The sequence below is a fragment of the Crassaminicella indica genome, from assembly GCF_019203185.1.
GTDB classification, from domain to species: domain Bacteria; phylum Bacillota; class Clostridia; order Peptostreptococcales; family Thermotaleaceae; genus Crassaminicella; species Crassaminicella indica.
This window is the reverse complement of sequence record NZ_CP078093.1, coordinates 2,210,735-2,228,790: the sequence shown is the minus strand read 5'-3', so window position 1 is coordinate 2,228,790 and position 18,056 is coordinate 2,210,735. Positions and strand designations below refer to the sequence as shown.

Genomic DNA, 18,056 nt, shown 5'->3' with positions numbered 1-18,056 from the left:
TTACCTTTTATACATTTTTATATTATATCTATGCTATTGCTTCACTATTTATTTTAAACGCTATTCGATAAAAAAACTAGTATTTGATAATTCTTCTAGTAAATGGTACTATTAATTAAAGAAAGGTTTTCTTGGAGGGAATAGTATGGATTTTCGACAACTAGAAACTTTTATAGCTATTGCACGACTAAAAAGCTTTTCAAAAGCTGCGGATTATCTTTTTTTAACACAACCAACCATTAGCAATCACATCCAAAATCTCGAAAATGAATTAAGCACTATACTAATTAATCGGTCAAATAAAAAGGTAACCTTAACAAAAGCTGGAGAAATTCTATTTCGTCATGCAGTAGAAATCATTAATAAAAGGGAACAAGCATTATTTTCTTTAGAAGCATTCAAAGACAAAATTGAAGGAACTTTAGAAATCGCTTGTAGTACAATCCCTGAGCAGTATATTCTTCCTCCTTTACTCAGTGCATTCAATAAAATTTATCCAAATGTTCAATATAACCTTCTTCATTATGATTCACAGCAAGTAGTAGACGGTATTTTGAATGGCAGGATAGATTTTGGTTTTGTAGGGGCAAAGGACAATACAAAACGCTTGCATTACATTGATGTTTTAGAGGACAAGCTCGTAATCATTGCTCCCAATACTAAAAAGTATAGATCATTAGATAAAATATCTATAGATTTTTTACTTAAAGAAAAAATTATTTTAAGAGAAAAAGGTTCAGGAACAAGAAAAATGTTTGAACAAATCCTTCATTCCAATAACATATCTTTAGAACAATTACAAATAGTCGCCTGCATAGAAAACACTGAAGCAATTAAGCAATGTGTAAAAAACGGTCTGGGCATTACAATGATTTCTGAATTTGCTATAGAAAATGAAATAAAATACAATATAATTAAAAAATTAGTATTAGAAGACATTGATACAACAAGAAAGTTTTATTTTGTTTATCATGAACCTAGAATTTTATCTCCTTTAGCACAAACCTTTAAAAGCTTTATGCTGAAAAATCAAAATAATTTATAAAAAATAATCGGGTATAAAACCCGATTCAGGTTGCTGACAAACCATTGAAAAATTTCAGTGGTTTGTCTTTTTTAAATATAAAATAAGCGTAGCTTAATATTTTATGAGAATAATCATTCAAAAAAGAATTAAAAGATAGAGATGATAGTATCATCGCTATCTTTTTCATATTTTGTACTGCTGCTGTCATAAGACATTGTTCTTTGACTTTCTCAATTCCGCGAAAGCGGGCATAGCGAAGCCCATGCAGTTGTTTAGCATCTGCAAAGCTTCGCTCAACGGTTTCTTTTCTTCTCTTGTAAATCCGCTTCCCTAACTGATCGTACATAGTAAACCTTTTAACTTTATCTTTATATTTTTCCCATACATGGAGTCTAATTGTTCTAGTTTCATTACCATCATATAAGCATTTTTCTTTATATGGACACTCAGAGCAATTATTTTTATCACTGATATATTCCCTATAACCCTGACGGGTAGTAGTTTTATAATGCATTGGATAAAGATTTGGGCACATTATAACATCCCATTCATCAACATATTGAAATCTATTTTTTGTAAACTTTCCTTTTTTATGTGGTCCAAGTCTGTAACCTATAGCACCCTGTATATTTCTATCATTTAAACCTTTACAAATTGGAGCAGTAAAATATCCAGCATCAAGTCCTACAAATTTCACCTCAAAACCATATTTTTCAATTTGTTCATCTAATATTTGAAGATAAGGTGTTGCATCATTAATATTACCAGGAGTAACATTAACACCTGTAATAATGTTATTCTCTGCATCCACCGTTCTGTGTTCTAGATAGAAGAAACCTTTGGGTTTTCTATCTCTATGCATAAAACCACTGTCAGGATCTGTAATGCTAGATTTAATTCTCTTTATTTCTGGCTCATGTTCTTTTTTTTTAGAGGTTTTTTACCATGATTTATTCTATCTTCATTAATTGCATTTTCTAAATCATCAACATATTCTTTTACTTCAACTTTAATATATTTTTCTTCATACTTATTTTTATTAGCATTAGCTTTAAGATGAGTAGAATCAGTGTATAGTATTTTACCCAATACCAAATTATTATCTATTGCTTGTTTCACTATATTTGAAAAAATTTTTTCAAATATATCAGTACCTGTAAATCTACGTCTTCTATTTTGACTAATAGTAGAATGATGAGGAATCTCATCAGTAATTCCATAACCTAAAAACCATCTATAAGCAATATTATATTTGATTTCTTCCATTAATCTCCTTTCGGAGCGAATACCATAAAGATATCCAATAAACATCATCTTAAATAAAACAACTGGATCAATAGATGGTCTTCCATTATCTAAACAATACTTATCTTCTACTAAATCATATATAAATGAAAAGTTAATATATTTATTGATTTTTCTAAGCAAATGATCTTCAGAAACTAGGTTCTCAATCATAACAGTTTCAATTCTATTTTGGTATCCATTATTCTTAGTTAACAATACAATCAGTCCCTTCGGGAAATTATTCTATATATATTTATTCTACATAAAAAGCGAAAATCCTTTTTGAAAAAAAAGAATTCTCGCTTTTTTATACTTTGTCAACAGTCTGAATCGGGTATAAAACCCGATTTATTTTTATGCCTTTAAAAAAGCTTTGTACGCTTTATAAGCCATATAAATATCCATTTTACTTGCTATTTCTATAGGTGCATGCATAGAAAGGATTGGTACACCGCAATCAACAACTTCAGCTCCATAATTAGCTAATATGTAAGCAATAGTTCCTCCTCCTCCTTGGTCAACCTTTCCCAACTCTCCAATTTGCCATAATACATGATCATTCCTGAATATTTTTCTTAACTCACCTAAAAATTCCGCATTTGCATCATTGCAGCCTGACTTTCCTCTCGCACCAGTATACTTAGATACCAATACACCTTTTCCAATGAAAGCTGCATTTCTTTTATCCAATACATCAGGAAAATTAGGGTCAAAGGCCGCACCAACATCTGCAGATAAAACCTTTGAGTTAGCTAATGCTCTTCTCACCTTCAAATAATTAAAGTCCTTATTTTGTATGGCAACTAACTCTGCTACAGCATTTTCAAAAAACCTAGACTGCATTCCTGTATTTCCCATACTTCCTATTTCTTCTTTATCTACTAATAAAACTGCTGCTGTTTTTTTAGGCTGCTTAATGTCAAAGATGGCTTTCATCGCTGTATACGAACAAACTCTATCATCTTGTCCATAAGCTCCTACTAAGCTTCTATCTAATCCAACATCTTTTGCTTTACTCGCAGGAACGATCTCAATTTCAGCAGTTAAAAAATCTTCTTCTTCTATCCCATATTTTTCATTCAACAGTTTTAAAATATTATATTTTACCCTTTCTTTAATTTCTGCATCATCACAAGGAATACTTCCAATTAATATATTTAGTCCTTCTCCAGATATCCCTTCATTGAGTTTCTTTTCATTTTGCTTCTTAGCTAAATGAGGTAATAAATCAGTAATAAAAAATACTGGATCATTATCATCTTCACCTATGACGATATTTATTTTTTCTCCGTTTTTATTGATGACAACTCCATGTAACGCTAAAGGAATAGTTGTCCACTGATATTTTTTTATTCCTCCATAATAATGTGTTTTAAGTAAAGCTAATCCTCCATCTTCATATAATGGGAAAGGCTTTAAATCAAGTCTTGGAGAGTCTATATGCCCCCCTACAATATGCATCCCTTTTTCTAAAGCCTGTTCTCCTATAATAAATAATGCTACAGCTTTTCCCTTATTGTTCGTATAAATTTTTGCCCCTGCTTTTAATACTTCCTTCCCATCTATAAAATCTTCTATATTTTTATATCCATTTTTTTCAGCTTGCTTTATTATTTCATCTACACATTCTCTTTCTGTCTTTCCTTTATCTAAGAAAGTTTTATATTCTTCACTTAACTTAAATACCTCTTTTTGCTGTGCTTGATCAATTTGTTCCCACCCATTTTTAAATTCAAAGCTTAATACATCTTTTTTCTCTACCAAAATACTCCCTCCTTAATATTCTTCTTATTATTTGCCATAATCATAAAAACTATGTTTATCATTATATTTTTTTAATGTTATGCTTATATGCATAAATTGCAGCCTGCGTTCTATCACTAACATCAATCTTCTTAAATATATTTGATACATGATTTTTAACTGTTTTTTCACTAATAAATAAATCTTCTGCAATCTCCCTATTATTTTTTCCTTCTGCAATTAAAGTTAATACTTCATATTCTCTTCTTGTTAGTTTATCCTTTTTATATGTATGCTCCTCTTTGTCCTTTTTATTATATGATTTAACCAATTCTAAAGCAAGAGATGGATGAATATATGAATGACCCGTACATACATCTCTAATAGCTTTTACAAGGCTAGCAGATTCAGCATCCTTTAGTACATATCCAGATGCACCAATATTCATTGTTTCAAATAGATATTCTCTATCATCATGAATAGTTAACATAATAATTTTCGAATCAGTTCCCATATCCTTCAGTCTTCTTAATGCTTGTATGCCATTCATATTAGGCATATTAATATCTAATAATATAACATCTGGTTTATACTGTTGAGATTTTTTAATAGTATCTTCTCCATCAACAGCTAAAGCTACTACTTCAATATCTTCCTCTAACTCTATAATTTGCTTAAGCCCTTGTCTCATTAGTGCATGATCGTCTGCTATTAAAACTTTAATTTTCGTATCCATTTCTATTGTCCCTCCATCTTTTTTAAAGGAATTATCACTTTTATTCTTGTTCCTTCTCCAATATCGCTTTTAATATTTATCTTTCCTTTTAGTAGTTCTACTCTTTCCTTCATAATGAACAAGCCAAAACCACTTTCGCGTTTATTTGCACTTAATTTACATTTGACATCAAAGCCAATGCCATCGTCAATAATTAATAAATTAATCCGTCTGTGAATCACTTCTAATTTTATGACAACTGTAGAAGCTTTTGCATACTTTCTGATATTGTTCAAAGATTCTTGTATAATTCGAAATACCGATAGCTGAGTAATCGAGTCTATAACTTCATTTTCTATATTTACAGAAAAATCTACATTTACTCTTGTTTCCTCTTCAAAATTCATAATAAATCTTTGCAAGGTTGGTATTAAACCTAAATCATCTAAAGACATAGGTCTTAAATCATATATAATCTTTCTTACATCTTTTAAACAGCCCCGAACGATATTTTTCAGCTCTGTGAGCTCATGTTTTGCTCTTGTCATATCCCTGTCAAATAGCTTTTCACAAATTTCCGCTTTGATAACCACATTGGCCATAGACTGAGCAGGTCCATCATGAATCTCTCTAGCAACTCTCTGTCTTTCTTCTTCTTGTGCTTTAATCACTTTGATCCCTACTGCTTCTTTTTGTTGTATATCTTCTAATTGTTCTGATAATTCTTTTAAATTTCCACTCAAATACCCCATAGCTACACCAACCTGGGAAACCAATTTTTCAGCTTTTTTTACAACTTCATAGGAAGCTTTTAATCTTTTCTCTAAATCAGACCTTTGTTTGATCAAATCCTTTTCTTCTTGTCTTTTTAACAAAATCTTAACCTTTAAAGCATTCGCATCCTCATAAGCTGCTTTAATATCATCTTCTGTAAACTCTTTAAAATTCTTGCTTACAAGAGCTAGTCTGACCCTGCTTCTTTTTTCAAGAATTTCTAATTCATCAACTTCATTTATAATACGAGCAGCTTTCACTTTTATATTTTGCAATTCCTTTTCAAGGTTTTTGCACTCATTTCTAGCACTTTCAGCTATTTCAAAAATTTCATTTTTCCCTTTTTCTATTACATCAATTGTATTTTTAATGATTTCATTCATTTTTTTAGCGCTTAAAGCTGGCTTGTACATAATACACCTCTAGTCATTGATATTAAAAAATAACATATTTTTATAAAACGACACAGTTTGACATATGCTCTACATGAAATTATTTCTTCATAAATAATTATATTCCTTCTTATTTTATAGTAAACAGCAAAATTATCCTATTTTATAAAAAATAAACTGTCTACTATAAAGCTAGACAGCTACTGATATATATTATAATCACAAAGCTTCCATTTTTTATTTTCTTTTTTAAGCTCTACTATATAATTAATTTCTTCCTGATATTTAGATGAAAGCCCTTCCATTTCCCAATGAATCTTTATTTTTGCCTGCATAGAATCTCTACCATAAGCTACATCTTCTATGTTAACAATTCTTAGGTCTAATACCTTATCCATATCTGTAGGATATTCACAAGCTTGTCTAAAAGCTTCAGCATCAAAAGATAACAAAGGCTCTACAACAATATTTTTTAGCTCTTTAGTCCATTCATCAATCTCCATACTTCTTTCATAAATATCATTCCATAATTTAGATCTTTCTCTAAAAAGCTCTTCTATCATCGCTCGTTCCTTTTCATAGTTTATATCTTTTTTAGTTGCTGGATTTGCATCTACAAAGCTTCCCTTTGCATATATTATTATTGTAATAAGTATTAAAAAAAACAGCAAAGTCTTTTTCATCACCATATCCCCCTATATGTTGTGTGTTTGAATTCATTATACACTAGAGATAGGTTTGAAATTTGACTTTTACTGTTGTCAAATGAATTTTTTTATTTACATTAATTTCTAATTTTTTATTTTTTTATCATAAATCTCTTAAAAACAAATTGTTTATTTAGCATTCCTTCTATTATCGTCAAAAAAATGATAACAATTAAGAGATTTGTTGTATTTGCTCTTTTTCATAATCTGTAAGAATATATTCTAAATCTAATAATAGAACAATTTTGTCTTCTAACTTTCCAACTCCTGTAATATATTTTTTATCCACACCAGTAACAATTTCTGGTGCTGGCTCAATATCTTCTTCATTTATTCTTAAAACCTGAGACGCTTCATCTACAAGAAAACCTACTTGATTTTCTTGTAAATGAATAACAATAATTCTTGTATCTGAATTCACTTGTTCCTCTTGTAAATTAAATTTCTTCCTTAAACTGATAATAGGTATAATATCTCCTCTTAAATTTATAATCCCATCAACAAATTTAGGTGTATTCGGTACCTTAACGCTTTCTTTATATTCACAAATTTCCTGCACACGCATTATATCTACACCATAAGATTCATTTTCTAGTTTGAATATAACATATTGTTTCTCTGCCATCCTATTAGCCCCCTTCTTTTATATCTCCTCTTACTCTAATCAACAAATTCAATATTGTCTAATTGTTTTCTAAAATTTTCTCTAAACTTTTTCAAATATTCTTCTCTAAGTTTTTTTTGTTCAAGCTTTTCCTCTTGAGTTAATCCCTCATTCTTAGATTTTTTAGCTAAAAAATTAATACGAGCAAGCTTTTCTTTTGATAGCATATTATGACTCCCTTCTATTTTTCCTAATAATGTATTGTACAAAAAAGATATGTTTTCGTCAAACATCAATTATCTTCTATTTTTTCTTCTTTTATCCTTTTGACGTTTATTTTTATTTGAACGATTTTTTTTATTATATTCTTCTCTTGGTTTAATCAAACACTTAGGACCATATCCAATTAAATCCTTTCTATTTGCTAAAATCAAAGCCTTCTCAACTAAATCATAATTTTTAGGGTTTCTATATTGAAGCAAAGCCCTTTGCATAGCCTTTTCTTCTCTTGTCTTTGGTACATATACACGCTTCATATTTCTAGGATCTAATCCCGTATAAAACATACAGGTAGACAAGGTTCCCGGTGTAGGATAAAAGTCCTGCACTTGCTGTGGATGATAGTGAATATCTCTTAAATACTCTGCTAGCTCAACAGCAGCACTTAAATCACTTCCTGGATGACTAGACATAAGATACGGTATTAAAAATTGTTTTTTTCCAAGCCTATTATTTATTTTATAAAATTTATCTACAAACCTTTCATATATTTCTCTTTTCGGTTTTCCCATCAATGCTAATACCTTCGGCGAAACATGCTCAGGAGCAACTTTAAGTTGTCCACTTACATGATACTCACTTAATTCTTTTAAGAAATCATCTCCCTTTTGATCTGCCATAATATAATCATATCTTAGCCCCGAACGAACAAAAACCTTTTTGACTCCTTCAATTTTCCTAAGCTTTCTCAATACTTCTAAGTATTCACTATGATCAATATATAGACTTTTACAAGGCTTTGGGTATAAGCATTGCTTATTTTTACAAGCTCCTATTTTCTTTTGCTTCTCACAAGCAGGATGTCTAAAATTAGCTGTTGGGCCTCCAACATCGTGAATATATCCTTTAAAGTCTTTATCTTTAACAATTTTTTTTGCTTCCTCTATCATTGACTCTTGACTTCTGCTCTGGATTACCCTTCCTTGATGAAATGTAAGAGCGCAAAAAGAACAGCTACCAAAACAACCTCTCTCACTAACAATACTATATTTGACTTCTTTAATAGCAGGAACTCCACCCATTTTTTCATATATAGGATGATAGCTTCTCATATATGGTAGGTCATATACTCTGTCTAATTCAACTTGCGTCAAAGGACTAGCTGGAGGATTTTGTACAATATAAATATCCTTATGCTTTTGAACAATTACTTTTCCTCGGATACTATCCTGTTCCTCATATTGAATTTTAAAAGCTTTTGCATATAATCTTTTATCTTTTGAAACTTCTTCAAAAGAAGGAACTTCTATATAATCATAAACTTCTTCTAAATTATTCACTTTATAACAAGTTCCCGGAATATGTCGAATATACTTAATAGCTAATCCATTATTTAAATTATCTGCAATTTCTATAACCTGTTTTTCACCCATACCGTATACTAATAAATCTGCTTCACTATCAAATAAAATAGATCTTCTTACTAAATCATTCCAATAATCATAATGTGCAAATCTTCTTAAGCTAGCTTCAATACCTCCAATAATAATAGGTACTTTTTTATATGCTTGTCTGACCATATTAGTATATACAATGGTTGCTCTATCAGGCCTTAATCCCATTTTTCCACCTGGAGCATATAAGTCTTCTTTTCTCCTTTTCTTACTCACAGAATAGTGATTTACCATAGAATCTAAATTACCTGCATTGATTAAAAATCCAAGTCTAGGTCTTCCTAATTTTTTGAAATCATTAACATTTCTCCAATTTGGTTGAGGAATAATCCCTACCTTATATCCAGCATCTTCTAAAACTCTTGATATAATAGCTGTACCAAAACTCGGATGATCTACATAAGCATCTCCTGTCACAATAATAAAATCTAATTGTTCCCATCCTCTTTTTTTCATATCTTCTCTACATATCGGTAAAAAATCATTTCTTTTCATTTTGTCCTCACTCTCATATGATTCATACATTTATTATACAACAGATATATTATAATATTTTTCATTATAAATTACCATCAACAAAAAAGACCTCAAAAGAGGTCTTAGCTAAGACGATTTTCTATTTGTGCATGTACATCTTCTGGTGTCATGCCTTTTGCATTAATAACAGATGCTCTTGTATTTGTATCATGCATACCTAGCATATTACTATTTTGTCCTGAAACTACAATTGCATCAAAGCTTTTCAAATTTGATTTAGTACCTTCAAGATCTGCAACATCATAACCCTTGTAATTAAGATAACTTTTTACATTTTCTAGTGATTTTTCTACAGCTACTTTTCTCAAAAGAACCACCTCCTATGATATTATCTAATTCTATTATTTCTACATAGGAGATGAAATATTCCTTATTCTATACACTTGCTGCTTTCTCTTACGATTAATTCATGTGGAAGTGTAACTACATTGCTATCTACTTCTTCTCCATTAATTTTCTTAATAATCATTCTCATTGCAACAGCTCCAATATCATAAATTGGCTGATGAATAGTTGTTAACTTAGGCCTATATATAGATGCTAATTTTATATCATTAAATCCAACAACAGAAACATCCTCTGGAACCTTATATCCATTGTCTAATAAACAATTGATAGCTCCAATAGCCATTTCATCACTCGCTGCAAATATCGCAGTAGGTAAAATATTTTCATCTATAAAATCTTTTACAATTTGATAACTATTTTCCATTTTCCAATTTCCATATCTTATTAATTCTTCATGAATTTCTAACCCATGATCATCTAATGCTTTTTTGTATCCATTGTATTGATCAAGTCCAAAAGCATTTTGATCCATACTACTTCTGATTAGCGCAATCCGTTTATGACCATTTTTAATAAGAAATTCTGTCATTTCATACGCAGCTTTAAAATTATCAATAGATACAGAAGGAGTATGTAATTTGCTCGTATTTCTATTAATTAATGCAACTGGAACCTCTATTTTTTCAAGATATTCAACCAGCTTTTCCTGAAGATTCCAAGTCATAAATATAATTCCTTCTACCTGCTTTGCTTTCAATAAATTAAGATATCTTAACTCCTGTTCTAATTGTCCATAAGTATTACATAATAAAATGTCATAATCATACATTTTACCAATCTCTTCTATCCCATTCAATATTTCCCCAATAAAAACATTCGATAAATCTGGAACTACAACTCCAATTAATTGGCTTTTTTTCATTACCAAACTTCTTGCTACTGGATTAGGCATATATCCTGTTTCTTCAATAACCTTTAATACTTTTTGTCTTATTTCATTACTTACAGGTTTAGATCCATTTATCACTCGAGATACTGTAGATATAGAAACACCTGCCTTTTTTGCTACATCTTTAATTGTTATACTCACCTATTTCACTCCAATTCATATATATTTTAACGTAAATTTTTTTCTGAATTTTAAACTATATAATTTATCTTGTTACTTTTCTACAGCAATTATGTAAATTCCTGCTTATATTTAATTTTTTATGGAATGATAATCTCTATTCCCTTTGGAACCACTTCAATAGTTGCAGGAAGACCTCCTCCCTGCTCCCCATCTATGTCTAAAGCAACATTCACATCTTTAGGACTCTTTAGTTCGATTTTAGAAGTCTGTATGTATAAAACCCGAGGATGCTTAATATGCTCCCCTTTCATGATATGTAAAAATAAAGAAAAGAATTCTGGTATATCTGACTTTTTCACAATACAAACATCAAATAGTCCATCATCTATTTTAGCCATAGGAGCAAGCTTTTTAAATCCTCCTACGGATGGCGTATTAGTAATAATAAACATAAATATATCTTCTGTTCCTTTAAATTCTTCAGAATCAATTTCTATATTGATACTCCTTAGCATTTGTCTTGGAATTTCTTTCATTCCTTCTACATAATAAGCATACTTCCCTAGTACTGTTTTAAATTCAGAGGATACCTTATATCCTACATCTGTCAAAAGTCCTCCTGCTAAAACGTTAATAAAATACCTATTTCCTACTTTTCCAACATCTACTTTTTTTCTTTCATTTTTTCTCATCATATTACAAAAGCCATTTATATCAATAGGTAGGGCTAAAAACTTTGCAAAATCATTTACTGTTCCTGCTGGTAGTATTGCAATAGGAATTTCATTTTTTCCTATCATTACACCATTTACCACTTCATTAACGGTTCCATCTCCTCCTACAGCAATAATACAATCATATTCACCCTTTTTAAGCTTTTTTACTTCCTCTAAAGCATCATACTTCCCTTTCATTTTAAATACATCTACATATTTTACAATTCCTTCCAATATTAAATTTCCAATAATTCTATCTAAATTTTTTTGGATGATTTGTTTTCCCGATGAAGGATTAATAATAAATTTTACCTTCAATTATATCACCTCATATTATTTATAAAATTTTTATCTTTCATTAAATATATCTTAAAAGAATAAATATTTTTTATTTACTGTTTCTATAAAAGAGGAGTATATGAATCCGGCCCTTTTCTCTCCTTTGTATCCTTTTTAATAAATCTTTTTATCACTTGAGATAATCCCTTTATTCCTATCTCAATATCCTTAGGGTATACAGCAGCAATACTCAATCTAAAAAATCTGCTTTCATTTTGAGATATAAAAAATATAGATCCTGGTAAAATAAGAATATTATTTTTAGCCCCTTCAACATATAGCTTATTTGAATCATACCCTTCAGGTAAAGAAAACCAAAAATTTAATCCACCTTTCGGAAGAATATAACTTATATCTATATCCTTAAAATATTTTTCTATACAATTCTTCATCACATCAAACCGTTCTCTATATATCTTTTCCATATATCGAATATGCTTTTTCCAAATACCTTTTCTTAAATAAAGGTCAAAAACTCTTTGATTTAGCCCTGAAGTTGAAATATCTGATGTATGCTTTGCAGCAAGAATTCTATGATGTATTTTTTTAGGAATCACCAAAAAACCTAATCTTAAACCCGGCATGAAAATTTTAGAAAAACTCTTAATATATATAATACGATCATTCTCATCTAAGCTTTTTAGCGTAGCATTATCATTATTATAAAAGCTTAAATCACTCAAATAATCATCTTCAACAATAAATGTATTATATTTATCAGCTAACTCAATGATTTTTAATTTTTTCTCCTTGCTATAAGAATATCCAGTAGGATTTTGAAAGTTAGGCATTAAATAAACAAATTTAGGATGATGCTTTTTTATATTTTCTTCTAATAAATGTATATCTATGCCATCCTCTAGAATAGGTACACTAACAATTTTTGCTCCTCTAGATTTAAAGGTTCCTATTGCTCCTGTATATGTAGGACTTTCCACAATGATTGTATCCTTATAATCTACAAATGCCTTTGCAATAACATCTATTCCTTGCTGTGCTCCTGAAATAATTTGAACATTTTCTGAATTAGTTTCAATATTGATTTCCTTTAGATAATCAACTAGTGATTCTCTTAAAGGATAATATCCTTGACTTTCCTGATATCCAAAAGCATCTCCTTTATCTCTATCTAAAACCTCATTTAAAAGGATTTTAAAATCATCTACTGGAAACAGATCAGAAGTTGGTGTAGCACTAGCAAAGCTAATCATATTTTCTTTTATTTGTATTTGTCCTCGGTCCATCAGTCTTATATCCTCATCTAATGGATATTTTTCAAGCACCACATCCTCTAGCCTATCATCTTTCCGTGGAGAAACAAATGTTCCACTACCTATTTTTTTATACACAAACCCTTCTTTTTCTAAAAGTCCATATGCATTGACAATAGTACTTGTATTTACCCCAAGAGTATTGGCAAGCTGTCTAATAGGTGGAAGCTTTTCGTTTGCTTTAAGCTGTCCATCCATGATAAACTGACGTATTTTATAAAACAGCTGCATATATAAATGTTGAGGTGAATTTTTATCTAAATGTATCTCTTTATATATTTCCATTCCTACCTCCTGTATTTCTTATTTATTATCAAAAATCCTCTTTTAAACATATACTAATAGATACATAACATCAAAAATGAATAATTATCTAAAATAAACAATCTTTTATATTTCGCTTTAAAGTTGTTTATCTATATATACTACCATTAATTATACAAAATATTAAGGTATTTTGCTAGAAATAGAATAAAGTGCAGTCCTACGCACTTTATTCTGTTTCAATTGATTTATTTTTTAGCAAACAATAAATATAAAATATTACTTGACGTTGAAATTTATATTCAGCTTTTGCATACTATATATTTACTCTTTGAATTTTAACTCTTTTGTCATATCTACAGTTCTCACAATAAAACAAGTGTACACATTGATCATTTGCCGCACCATCTACTAGCTGTGTCATATCCATATCTAAATAAGGACTATAATCATCTAAAAATTCTACCATAGCTCCTCTATTTTCCATCTGTTTGCCACAATGAGGACATCTTAGCAAATATATAGCCATTCCATTACAAATAGGGCAAACTAATTCCATATATTTTCCTCCATTCATTTTCTTTATATTATAGTGTCTGTCTATCGCCAAAATTCATACATGAAGAAAAATATTTTCTATTCTAAAGCTAAGCTTCATAATATATTTTTTTGATTTTGTTTATCTATAGGTAAACAAAATCAACATAAAAAAAAGAAATATATAAAGATAAGTGAATGACTTCGATAACTTTTGTAAAAAAACTTACTGAAATTTCATAAAAAATACGTTAAGAACCTTCATTGTTTGAACGAAGTGAGTTTTGAAGGTTTAGTATTTTTTCATGGAATGAAGTTTTGTTTTTTCAAAAGTTATCTGGAATGAACTGTTCTTTATATTTCGTTTTGAAATTATTTACCTATATATTTAAACTTTATTTTTAAGTAATATAACTGTTTATATAAGAATATCTATTTAAAGTAGATTGCTATATGAAGAGGGGACCTTTATGAAAAAAAACTCATTTCTATACGGAACGTTCATTCTTATTGTTGTAAATTTTATTGTAAGGTTTTTAGGTTTTGCTTATAAAATTATACTATCTCGAATAATTGGCCCAGAAGGAATCGGCCTATTTCATTTGGTATTTCCTATATTAATGATCTTAATCACCTTTACAACAGCTGGAATTCCTGTTGCAGTATCAAAGCTTGTAGCCTATAACTTATCTCTTAATAACAAAAGAGGCTGCAACAAAATTCTAGGATTATCACTAATATTAGGTTTATTTATCAGTAGTCTTTTATCTGTCCTTTTATTTTTTTATGCAAAATATATAAGTATAAATATAATAAAAAATAAAGATACCTATTTTAGTCTTATAGCCTTAATCCCTGCTATTCCTTTAATTACATTATCTTCTATATTTAGAGGCTATTATTATGGTATGAAAGATGTAGTCCCACCTGGTGTATCTCAAATTTTAGAACAACTTTTTAGAATTGTATTTGTAATTGGAAGTTTATATATAATCTATCCCACACCTACAAAATACTCAGCAATGATTGCAGTAATGGGAATTTCCGTAGGAGAATTAATAGGATTTTTATGTCTTCTTTTTAAATTCAAATTTCTTGAAGCAATCCATTTAAGACAAACTTATCATTCGTTAAAAATTGCAAACAAAGGTATTTTAAAGAAAATCATAATCATTTCCATTCCAATTACCATTACAAGACTCGTTGCTGTAATCATGCAATCCGTCAATGCTGTATTGATTCCTCAAAGACTACAAATAGCAGGTTTCAGCCAGCAAGAAGCTATATCTACCTTTGGAAAACTTGCAGGAATGGCTATGCCTATCCTCTTTTTACCATTCATTGTAACCTCTGCATTAGTTGTAAATATTATTCCAACTGTATCACAAGAAATGGCATTAAAAAACTGGAAAGATATTGGCCAAAAATCAAACCTTGCTATCCGAATCACTCTACTAGTTGCCATACCAACAACCGCACTATTTCTATTTTTTGCAGATCCTATATGTATGTTTATATATGATCAATCAGATGTTGGAGCATTTCTTTCATTATTAGCCTTATCAGCTACATTTTTATGTCTGCATCACACCATCTCAGGTATACTTCATGGAATGGGTAAGCAAGTGATCACTGCAATTCATCATCTCATAGGCATGAGTATTCAGCTTTTATGTACTTACTATTTAGTAGCTAATCCACGCTTTGCCGAAAATGGATTTATATTAGGCTTTTCATTATCTACATTATTCATATGTACCCTTAATTTTAGAAGTCTAAAGCATTATGTAAAATTAAATATAAAATTAATAGATCATATAATTAAACCAATTATAGCAACTACCATCATGGTTTTTATTGTTATTTATATATACAATATATGTAATTATATAAATCTACAATCTATTATTAGCATTTGCCTTAGCATGAGTGCTGGTTTTTTAAGCTATATTGCTATTATCATCTTATCTGGCAGTATAAGCTTTGAAACTATAAAATCTATTTTTTCAAAAAAATAAAAAAGTCTTTCCGTGAAAGACTTTATTTTTCCCCAGAATGCCGTTCGCCCTTAAATTCACACCCGCCACTCACCTAGGTGGGTGATCTATCCTTTACTTCTGAAGTCCACTCGTTGGTGGCTTTTCATCTATAAAGGAACACGAACTCCCGGATGTCTTTTGTAGGTTGAATTTTCAGGCTTTAACGTACACCCCAGGACTTACTGTAAATATATTATATAACATTATCCTGCAAATGAAAAGACTTGACAATATACAATTCTTCCCTTTATACAAATTTATAATACTTTTTATCTATCATATGCAATGCTTTCTCCATTATAAAGTTTGGACGATTTTATTATATTATCAATTTCTTCCTCATTTAATGTCTCTTTTTTAAGAAGTTCCCTTGCAAGCATTTCTAACTGTTCTATGTTTTCATGCATAATTTTTTTTGTATCATGATATAATTCTTCCATAAAAAGTCTTGCTTCTTTTATAATTTCAGCATCAAGCCCTGCACCTTTATTCCCTTGAAGCATCTCATAATTTAACATACCCATTTTTTTATTCATGCCAAATTGCTTAATCATAGATACAATAATTTTTGTTGCTTTTTCTATGTCATTGCTTGCACCAGTAGTAATATTTTCTTCTCCAAAAATCATTTCTTCTGCTACTCTACCAGCTAATGCAATTTTTATATGATCCATCATATCTTTTTTCGTTCTGTACATTTTATCTGGTGGTATATTCATACTAAATCCACCTGCTCCTTTTGTACTTGGAATAATAGTAACTTTCGTTACTCTATTAAAAGGAGCAATTAATTTTGTTATTAAAGCATGTCCAGCCTCATGGTATGCAGTAATTTTTCGATCATTCTCAGAAATTGTACTTCTATCTTTCTTCTCTTCGCCTGCTATCACTTTATAAAAAGCTTTTTCAATATGTTTTTTATCAATATATTCTGCATTTACCTTAGCTGCTAAAATAGCTGATTCATTCATTAAATTTTCTAATTGCGCCCCACTAAAATAAACTGTCTCTTGTGCTATCCTTTCTAGGTCTATATTTTTCCCTAAAGGCTTTGTGTTACTATACAATTTTAAAATCTTATATCTTGCATTCACATCAGGCAATCCCACTTCAACTTGTCTATCAAATCTACCTGGACGAAGTAATGCTTCATCAAGAGTATCTAATCTGTTAGTTGCTGCAATCACTATAATTCCTTCATTTTCATGAAAGCCTGACATTTCTGTCAATAATGCATTTAATGTTCTATCTGACTCATCATTTCCATTAAGACCATCTCTTTTTTTTCCTAATGCATCAATTTCATCAATAAAAATTACACATTTTCCCTTTTCTCTTGCCTTTTTAAATAAGCTTCTTATTCTTCCTGCACCTAAGCCAGCATAAATTTGTACAAAATCTGAACCAGATACAGCAAAAAAAGGAACGTTTGCTTCTCCAGCTAACGCTTTTGCAAGTAGCGTTTTTCCTGTTCCTGGAGGTCCATAAAGAATAACTCCTCTAGGGATTCTTGCTCCATATTTTGCATACTTTTCTGGATTCCTTAAAAAATCTACTAAATCCATTATATTTTCCTTTGCTTCATCATTTCCTGCTACATTTGCAAAGGTAACTTTTATATCTCCTTGATCTACTGCTTCAATACTTGACATCTTAGAAAATTCTCTTGACGTCTGTTTAGAAGACTGATTAGATAAAAATATACCCATAGCTCCAAATGCTATAATAACTCCAATAAAACCAATAACATTTGTCAGCATTATATTTACTTTATTTTCTTCTACAGAAATATTATTAATTAAAAGCATTTCTTTAAAATTTTCTGTTCTTGGATTATCAGTTGAAAAACTCGTTCCATCTTTTAATATTCCCTTTAATTTAGGCTCATCTAAGAGATAGACTATTTTTACTTCTCCTGCTTTCATTTTTTCCATAAACTGATTATAAGATAAATTTATTGTTTCTTCTGTATTATAAAACTTAAAATAAGCTATGCTTGAAAGCAACACTAATATAAAAACAATCATAACAATAATTATAGCTTTTTTCTTAAATCCTATAATAATCCCCC

General features: G+C 29.8%; 16 protein-coding genes and 1 other RNA gene. 2 read left to right on the top strand and 15 right to left on the bottom strand.

Annotated features, from left to right (window positions below):
• The first annotated feature begins 145 nt into the window (after positions 1 to 145).
• Positions 146 to 1,045 (top strand): selenium metabolism-associated LysR family transcriptional regulator, encoded by a 900-nt coding sequence (locus KVH43_RS10520; RefSeq protein WP_218282485.1) that lies wholly within the window; start codon positions 146 to 148, stop codon positions 1,043 to 1,045.
• Positions 1,046 to 1,070: 25 nt separating this feature from the next.
• Here KVH43_RS10520 and KVH43_RS10515 read toward each other — a convergent pair.
• From KVH43_RS10515 to KVH43_RS10455, 13 genes are all read right to left on the bottom strand, one after another.
• Positions 1,071 to 2,530, bottom strand: a protein-coding gene (locus KVH43_RS10515) for an IS1182 family transposase (RefSeq protein ID WP_420829625.1) whose coding sequence is annotated in 2 segments (ribosomal slippage) — positions 1,071 to 1,948 and positions 1,948 to 2,530 — 1,461 coding nt in all. Because the reading frame shifts where the segments join, the coding sequence is not laid out codon by codon here.
• A gap of 138 nt (positions 2,531 to 2,668) precedes the next feature.
• Positions 2,669 to 4,078: an aminopeptidase gene (locus KVH43_RS10510; RefSeq protein WP_420829634.1), complete on the bottom strand. Its 1,410-nt coding sequence runs from the start codon at positions 4,076 to 4,078 to the stop codon at positions 2,669 to 2,671.
• A gap of 61 nt (positions 4,079 to 4,139) precedes the next feature.
• Positions 4,140 to 4,793 (bottom strand): response regulator, encoded by a 654-nt coding sequence (locus tag KVH43_RS10505; protein ID WP_218282484.1) that lies wholly within the window; start codon positions 4,791 to 4,793, stop codon positions 4,140 to 4,142.
• A 2-nt stretch (positions 4,794 to 4,795) separates the two neighbouring features.
• Positions 4,796 to 5,959, bottom strand: a complete 1,164-nt coding sequence (locus tag KVH43_RS10500; protein ID WP_218282483.1) for a sensor histidine kinase — start codon at positions 5,957 to 5,959, stop codon at positions 4,796 to 4,798.
• 179 nt (positions 5,960 to 6,138) lie between these two features.
• Entirely contained in the window at positions 6,139 to 6,621 is a 483-nt protein-coding gene (locus tag KVH43_RS10495; protein WP_218282482.1) for a hypothetical protein, read from the bottom strand.
• Between the two features lie 196 nt (positions 6,622 to 6,817).
• Complete coding sequence (locus KVH43_RS10490) at positions 6,818 to 7,270, bottom strand: chemotaxis protein CheW (protein WP_218282481.1); 453 nt, start codon at positions 7,268 to 7,270, stop codon at positions 6,818 to 6,820.
• Between the two features lie 35 nt (positions 7,271 to 7,305).
• Positions 7,306 to 7,542, bottom strand: a complete 237-nt coding sequence (locus tag KVH43_RS10485; protein ID WP_255547743.1) for a DUF896 domain-containing protein — start codon at positions 7,540 to 7,542, stop codon at positions 7,306 to 7,308.
• Positions 7,543 to 7,545: 3 nt separating this feature from the next.
• Positions 7,546 to 9,417 carry a YgiQ family radical SAM protein gene (locus tag KVH43_RS10480; protein ID WP_218282480.1) on the bottom strand — a complete coding sequence of 624 codons (1,872 nt, stop codon included), beginning with the start codon at positions 9,415 to 9,417 and terminating at the stop codon, positions 7,546 to 7,548.
• Between the two features lie 104 nt (positions 9,418 to 9,521).
• The gene (locus tag KVH43_RS10475; RefSeq protein WP_218282479.1) at positions 9,522 to 9,767 is read right to left on the bottom strand and encodes a YkuS family protein; all 246 of its coding nucleotides are present in this window, start codon (positions 9,765 to 9,767) and stop codon (positions 9,522 to 9,524) included.
• Positions 9,768 to 9,829: 62 nt separating this feature from the next.
• Positions 9,830 to 10,837 carry a LacI family DNA-binding transcriptional regulator gene (locus KVH43_RS10470; protein WP_218282478.1) on the bottom strand — a complete coding sequence of 336 codons (1,008 nt, stop codon included), beginning with the start codon at positions 10,835 to 10,837 and terminating at the stop codon, positions 9,830 to 9,832.
• A gap of 119 nt (positions 10,838 to 10,956) precedes the next feature.
• Positions 10,957 to 11,853, bottom strand: a complete 897-nt coding sequence (locus KVH43_RS10465; RefSeq protein WP_218282477.1) for a diacylglycerol/lipid kinase family protein — start codon at positions 11,851 to 11,853, stop codon at positions 10,957 to 10,959.
• Positions 11,854 to 11,936: 83 nt separating this feature from the next.
• Complete coding sequence (pdxR, locus tag KVH43_RS10460; RefSeq protein WP_218282476.1) at positions 11,937 to 13,430, bottom strand: MocR-like pyridoxine biosynthesis transcription factor PdxR; 1,494 nt, start codon at positions 13,428 to 13,430, stop codon at positions 11,937 to 11,939.
• Between the two features lie 295 nt (positions 13,431 to 13,725).
• Positions 13,726 to 13,968: a hypothetical protein gene (locus tag KVH43_RS10455; protein WP_218282475.1), complete on the bottom strand. Its 243-nt coding sequence runs from the start codon at positions 13,966 to 13,968 to the stop codon at positions 13,726 to 13,728.
• Positions 13,969 to 14,416: 448 nt separating this feature from the next.
• On the opposite strand from KVH43_RS10455, the gene spoVB reads away from it, so the two are divergent.
• Positions 14,417 to 15,964 (top strand): stage V sporulation protein B, encoded by a 1,548-nt coding sequence (gene spoVB, locus KVH43_RS10450; protein ID WP_218282474.1) that lies wholly within the window; start codon positions 14,417 to 14,419, stop codon positions 15,962 to 15,964.
• A 25-nt stretch (positions 15,965 to 15,989) separates the two neighbouring features.
• Here the strand turns inward: spoVB and ssrS are convergent.
• Together ssrS and ftsH are read right to left on the bottom strand one after the other, a co-directional pair.
• Positions 15,990 to 16,167: non-coding RNA, 6S RNA (ssrS, locus tag KVH43_RS10445), on the bottom strand.
• An 87-nt stretch (positions 16,168 to 16,254) separates the two neighbouring features.
• On the bottom strand, positions 16,255 to 18,012 hold the full coding sequence (ftsH, locus tag KVH43_RS10440; protein WP_255547742.1) for an ATP-dependent zinc metalloprotease FtsH: 1,758 nt from the start codon (positions 18,010 to 18,012) through the stop codon (positions 16,255 to 16,257).
• Positions 18,013 to 18,056 lie beyond the last annotated feature (44 nt).

Coding starts and splice junctions, on each gene's coding strand:
- KVH43_RS10495 (WP_218282482.1), bottom strand. CDS start 6,621: ATGAAAAAGACTTTGCTGTTTTTTTTAATACTTATTACAATAATAATA.
- ftsH (WP_255547742.1), bottom strand. CDS start 18,012: ATGATTGTTTTTATATTAGTGTTGCTTTCAAGCATAGCTTATTTTAAG.
- KVH43_RS10485 (WP_255547743.1), bottom strand. CDS start 7,542: ATGTTTGACGAAAACATATCTTTTTTGTACAATACATTATTAGGAAAA.
- KVH43_RS10480 (WP_218282480.1), bottom strand. CDS start 9,417: ATGAAAAGAAATGATTTTTTACCGATATGTAGAGAAGATATGAAAAAA.
- KVH43_RS10490 (WP_218282481.1), bottom strand. CDS start 7,270: ATGGCAGAGAAACAATATGTTATATTCAAACTAGAAAATGAATCTTAT.
- KVH43_RS10520 (WP_218282485.1), top strand. CDS start 146: ATGGATTTTCGACAACTAGAAACTTTTATAGCTATTGCACGACTAAAA.
- KVH43_RS10505 (WP_218282484.1), bottom strand. CDS start 4,793: ATGGATACGAAAATTAAAGTTTTAATAGCAGACGATCATGCACTAATG.
- spoVB (WP_218282474.1), top strand. CDS start 14,417: ATGAAAAAAAACTCATTTCTATACGGAACGTTCATTCTTATTGTTGTA.
- KVH43_RS10500 (WP_218282483.1), bottom strand. CDS start 5,959: ATGTACAAGCCAGCTTTAAGCGCTAAAAAAATGAATGAAATCATTAAA.
- pdxR (WP_218282476.1), bottom strand. CDS start 13,430: ATGGAAATATATAAAGAGATACATTTAGATAAAAATTCACCTCAACAT.
- KVH43_RS10455 (WP_218282475.1), bottom strand. CDS start 13,968: ATGGAATTAGTTTGCCCTATTTGTAATGGAATGGCTATATATTTGCTA.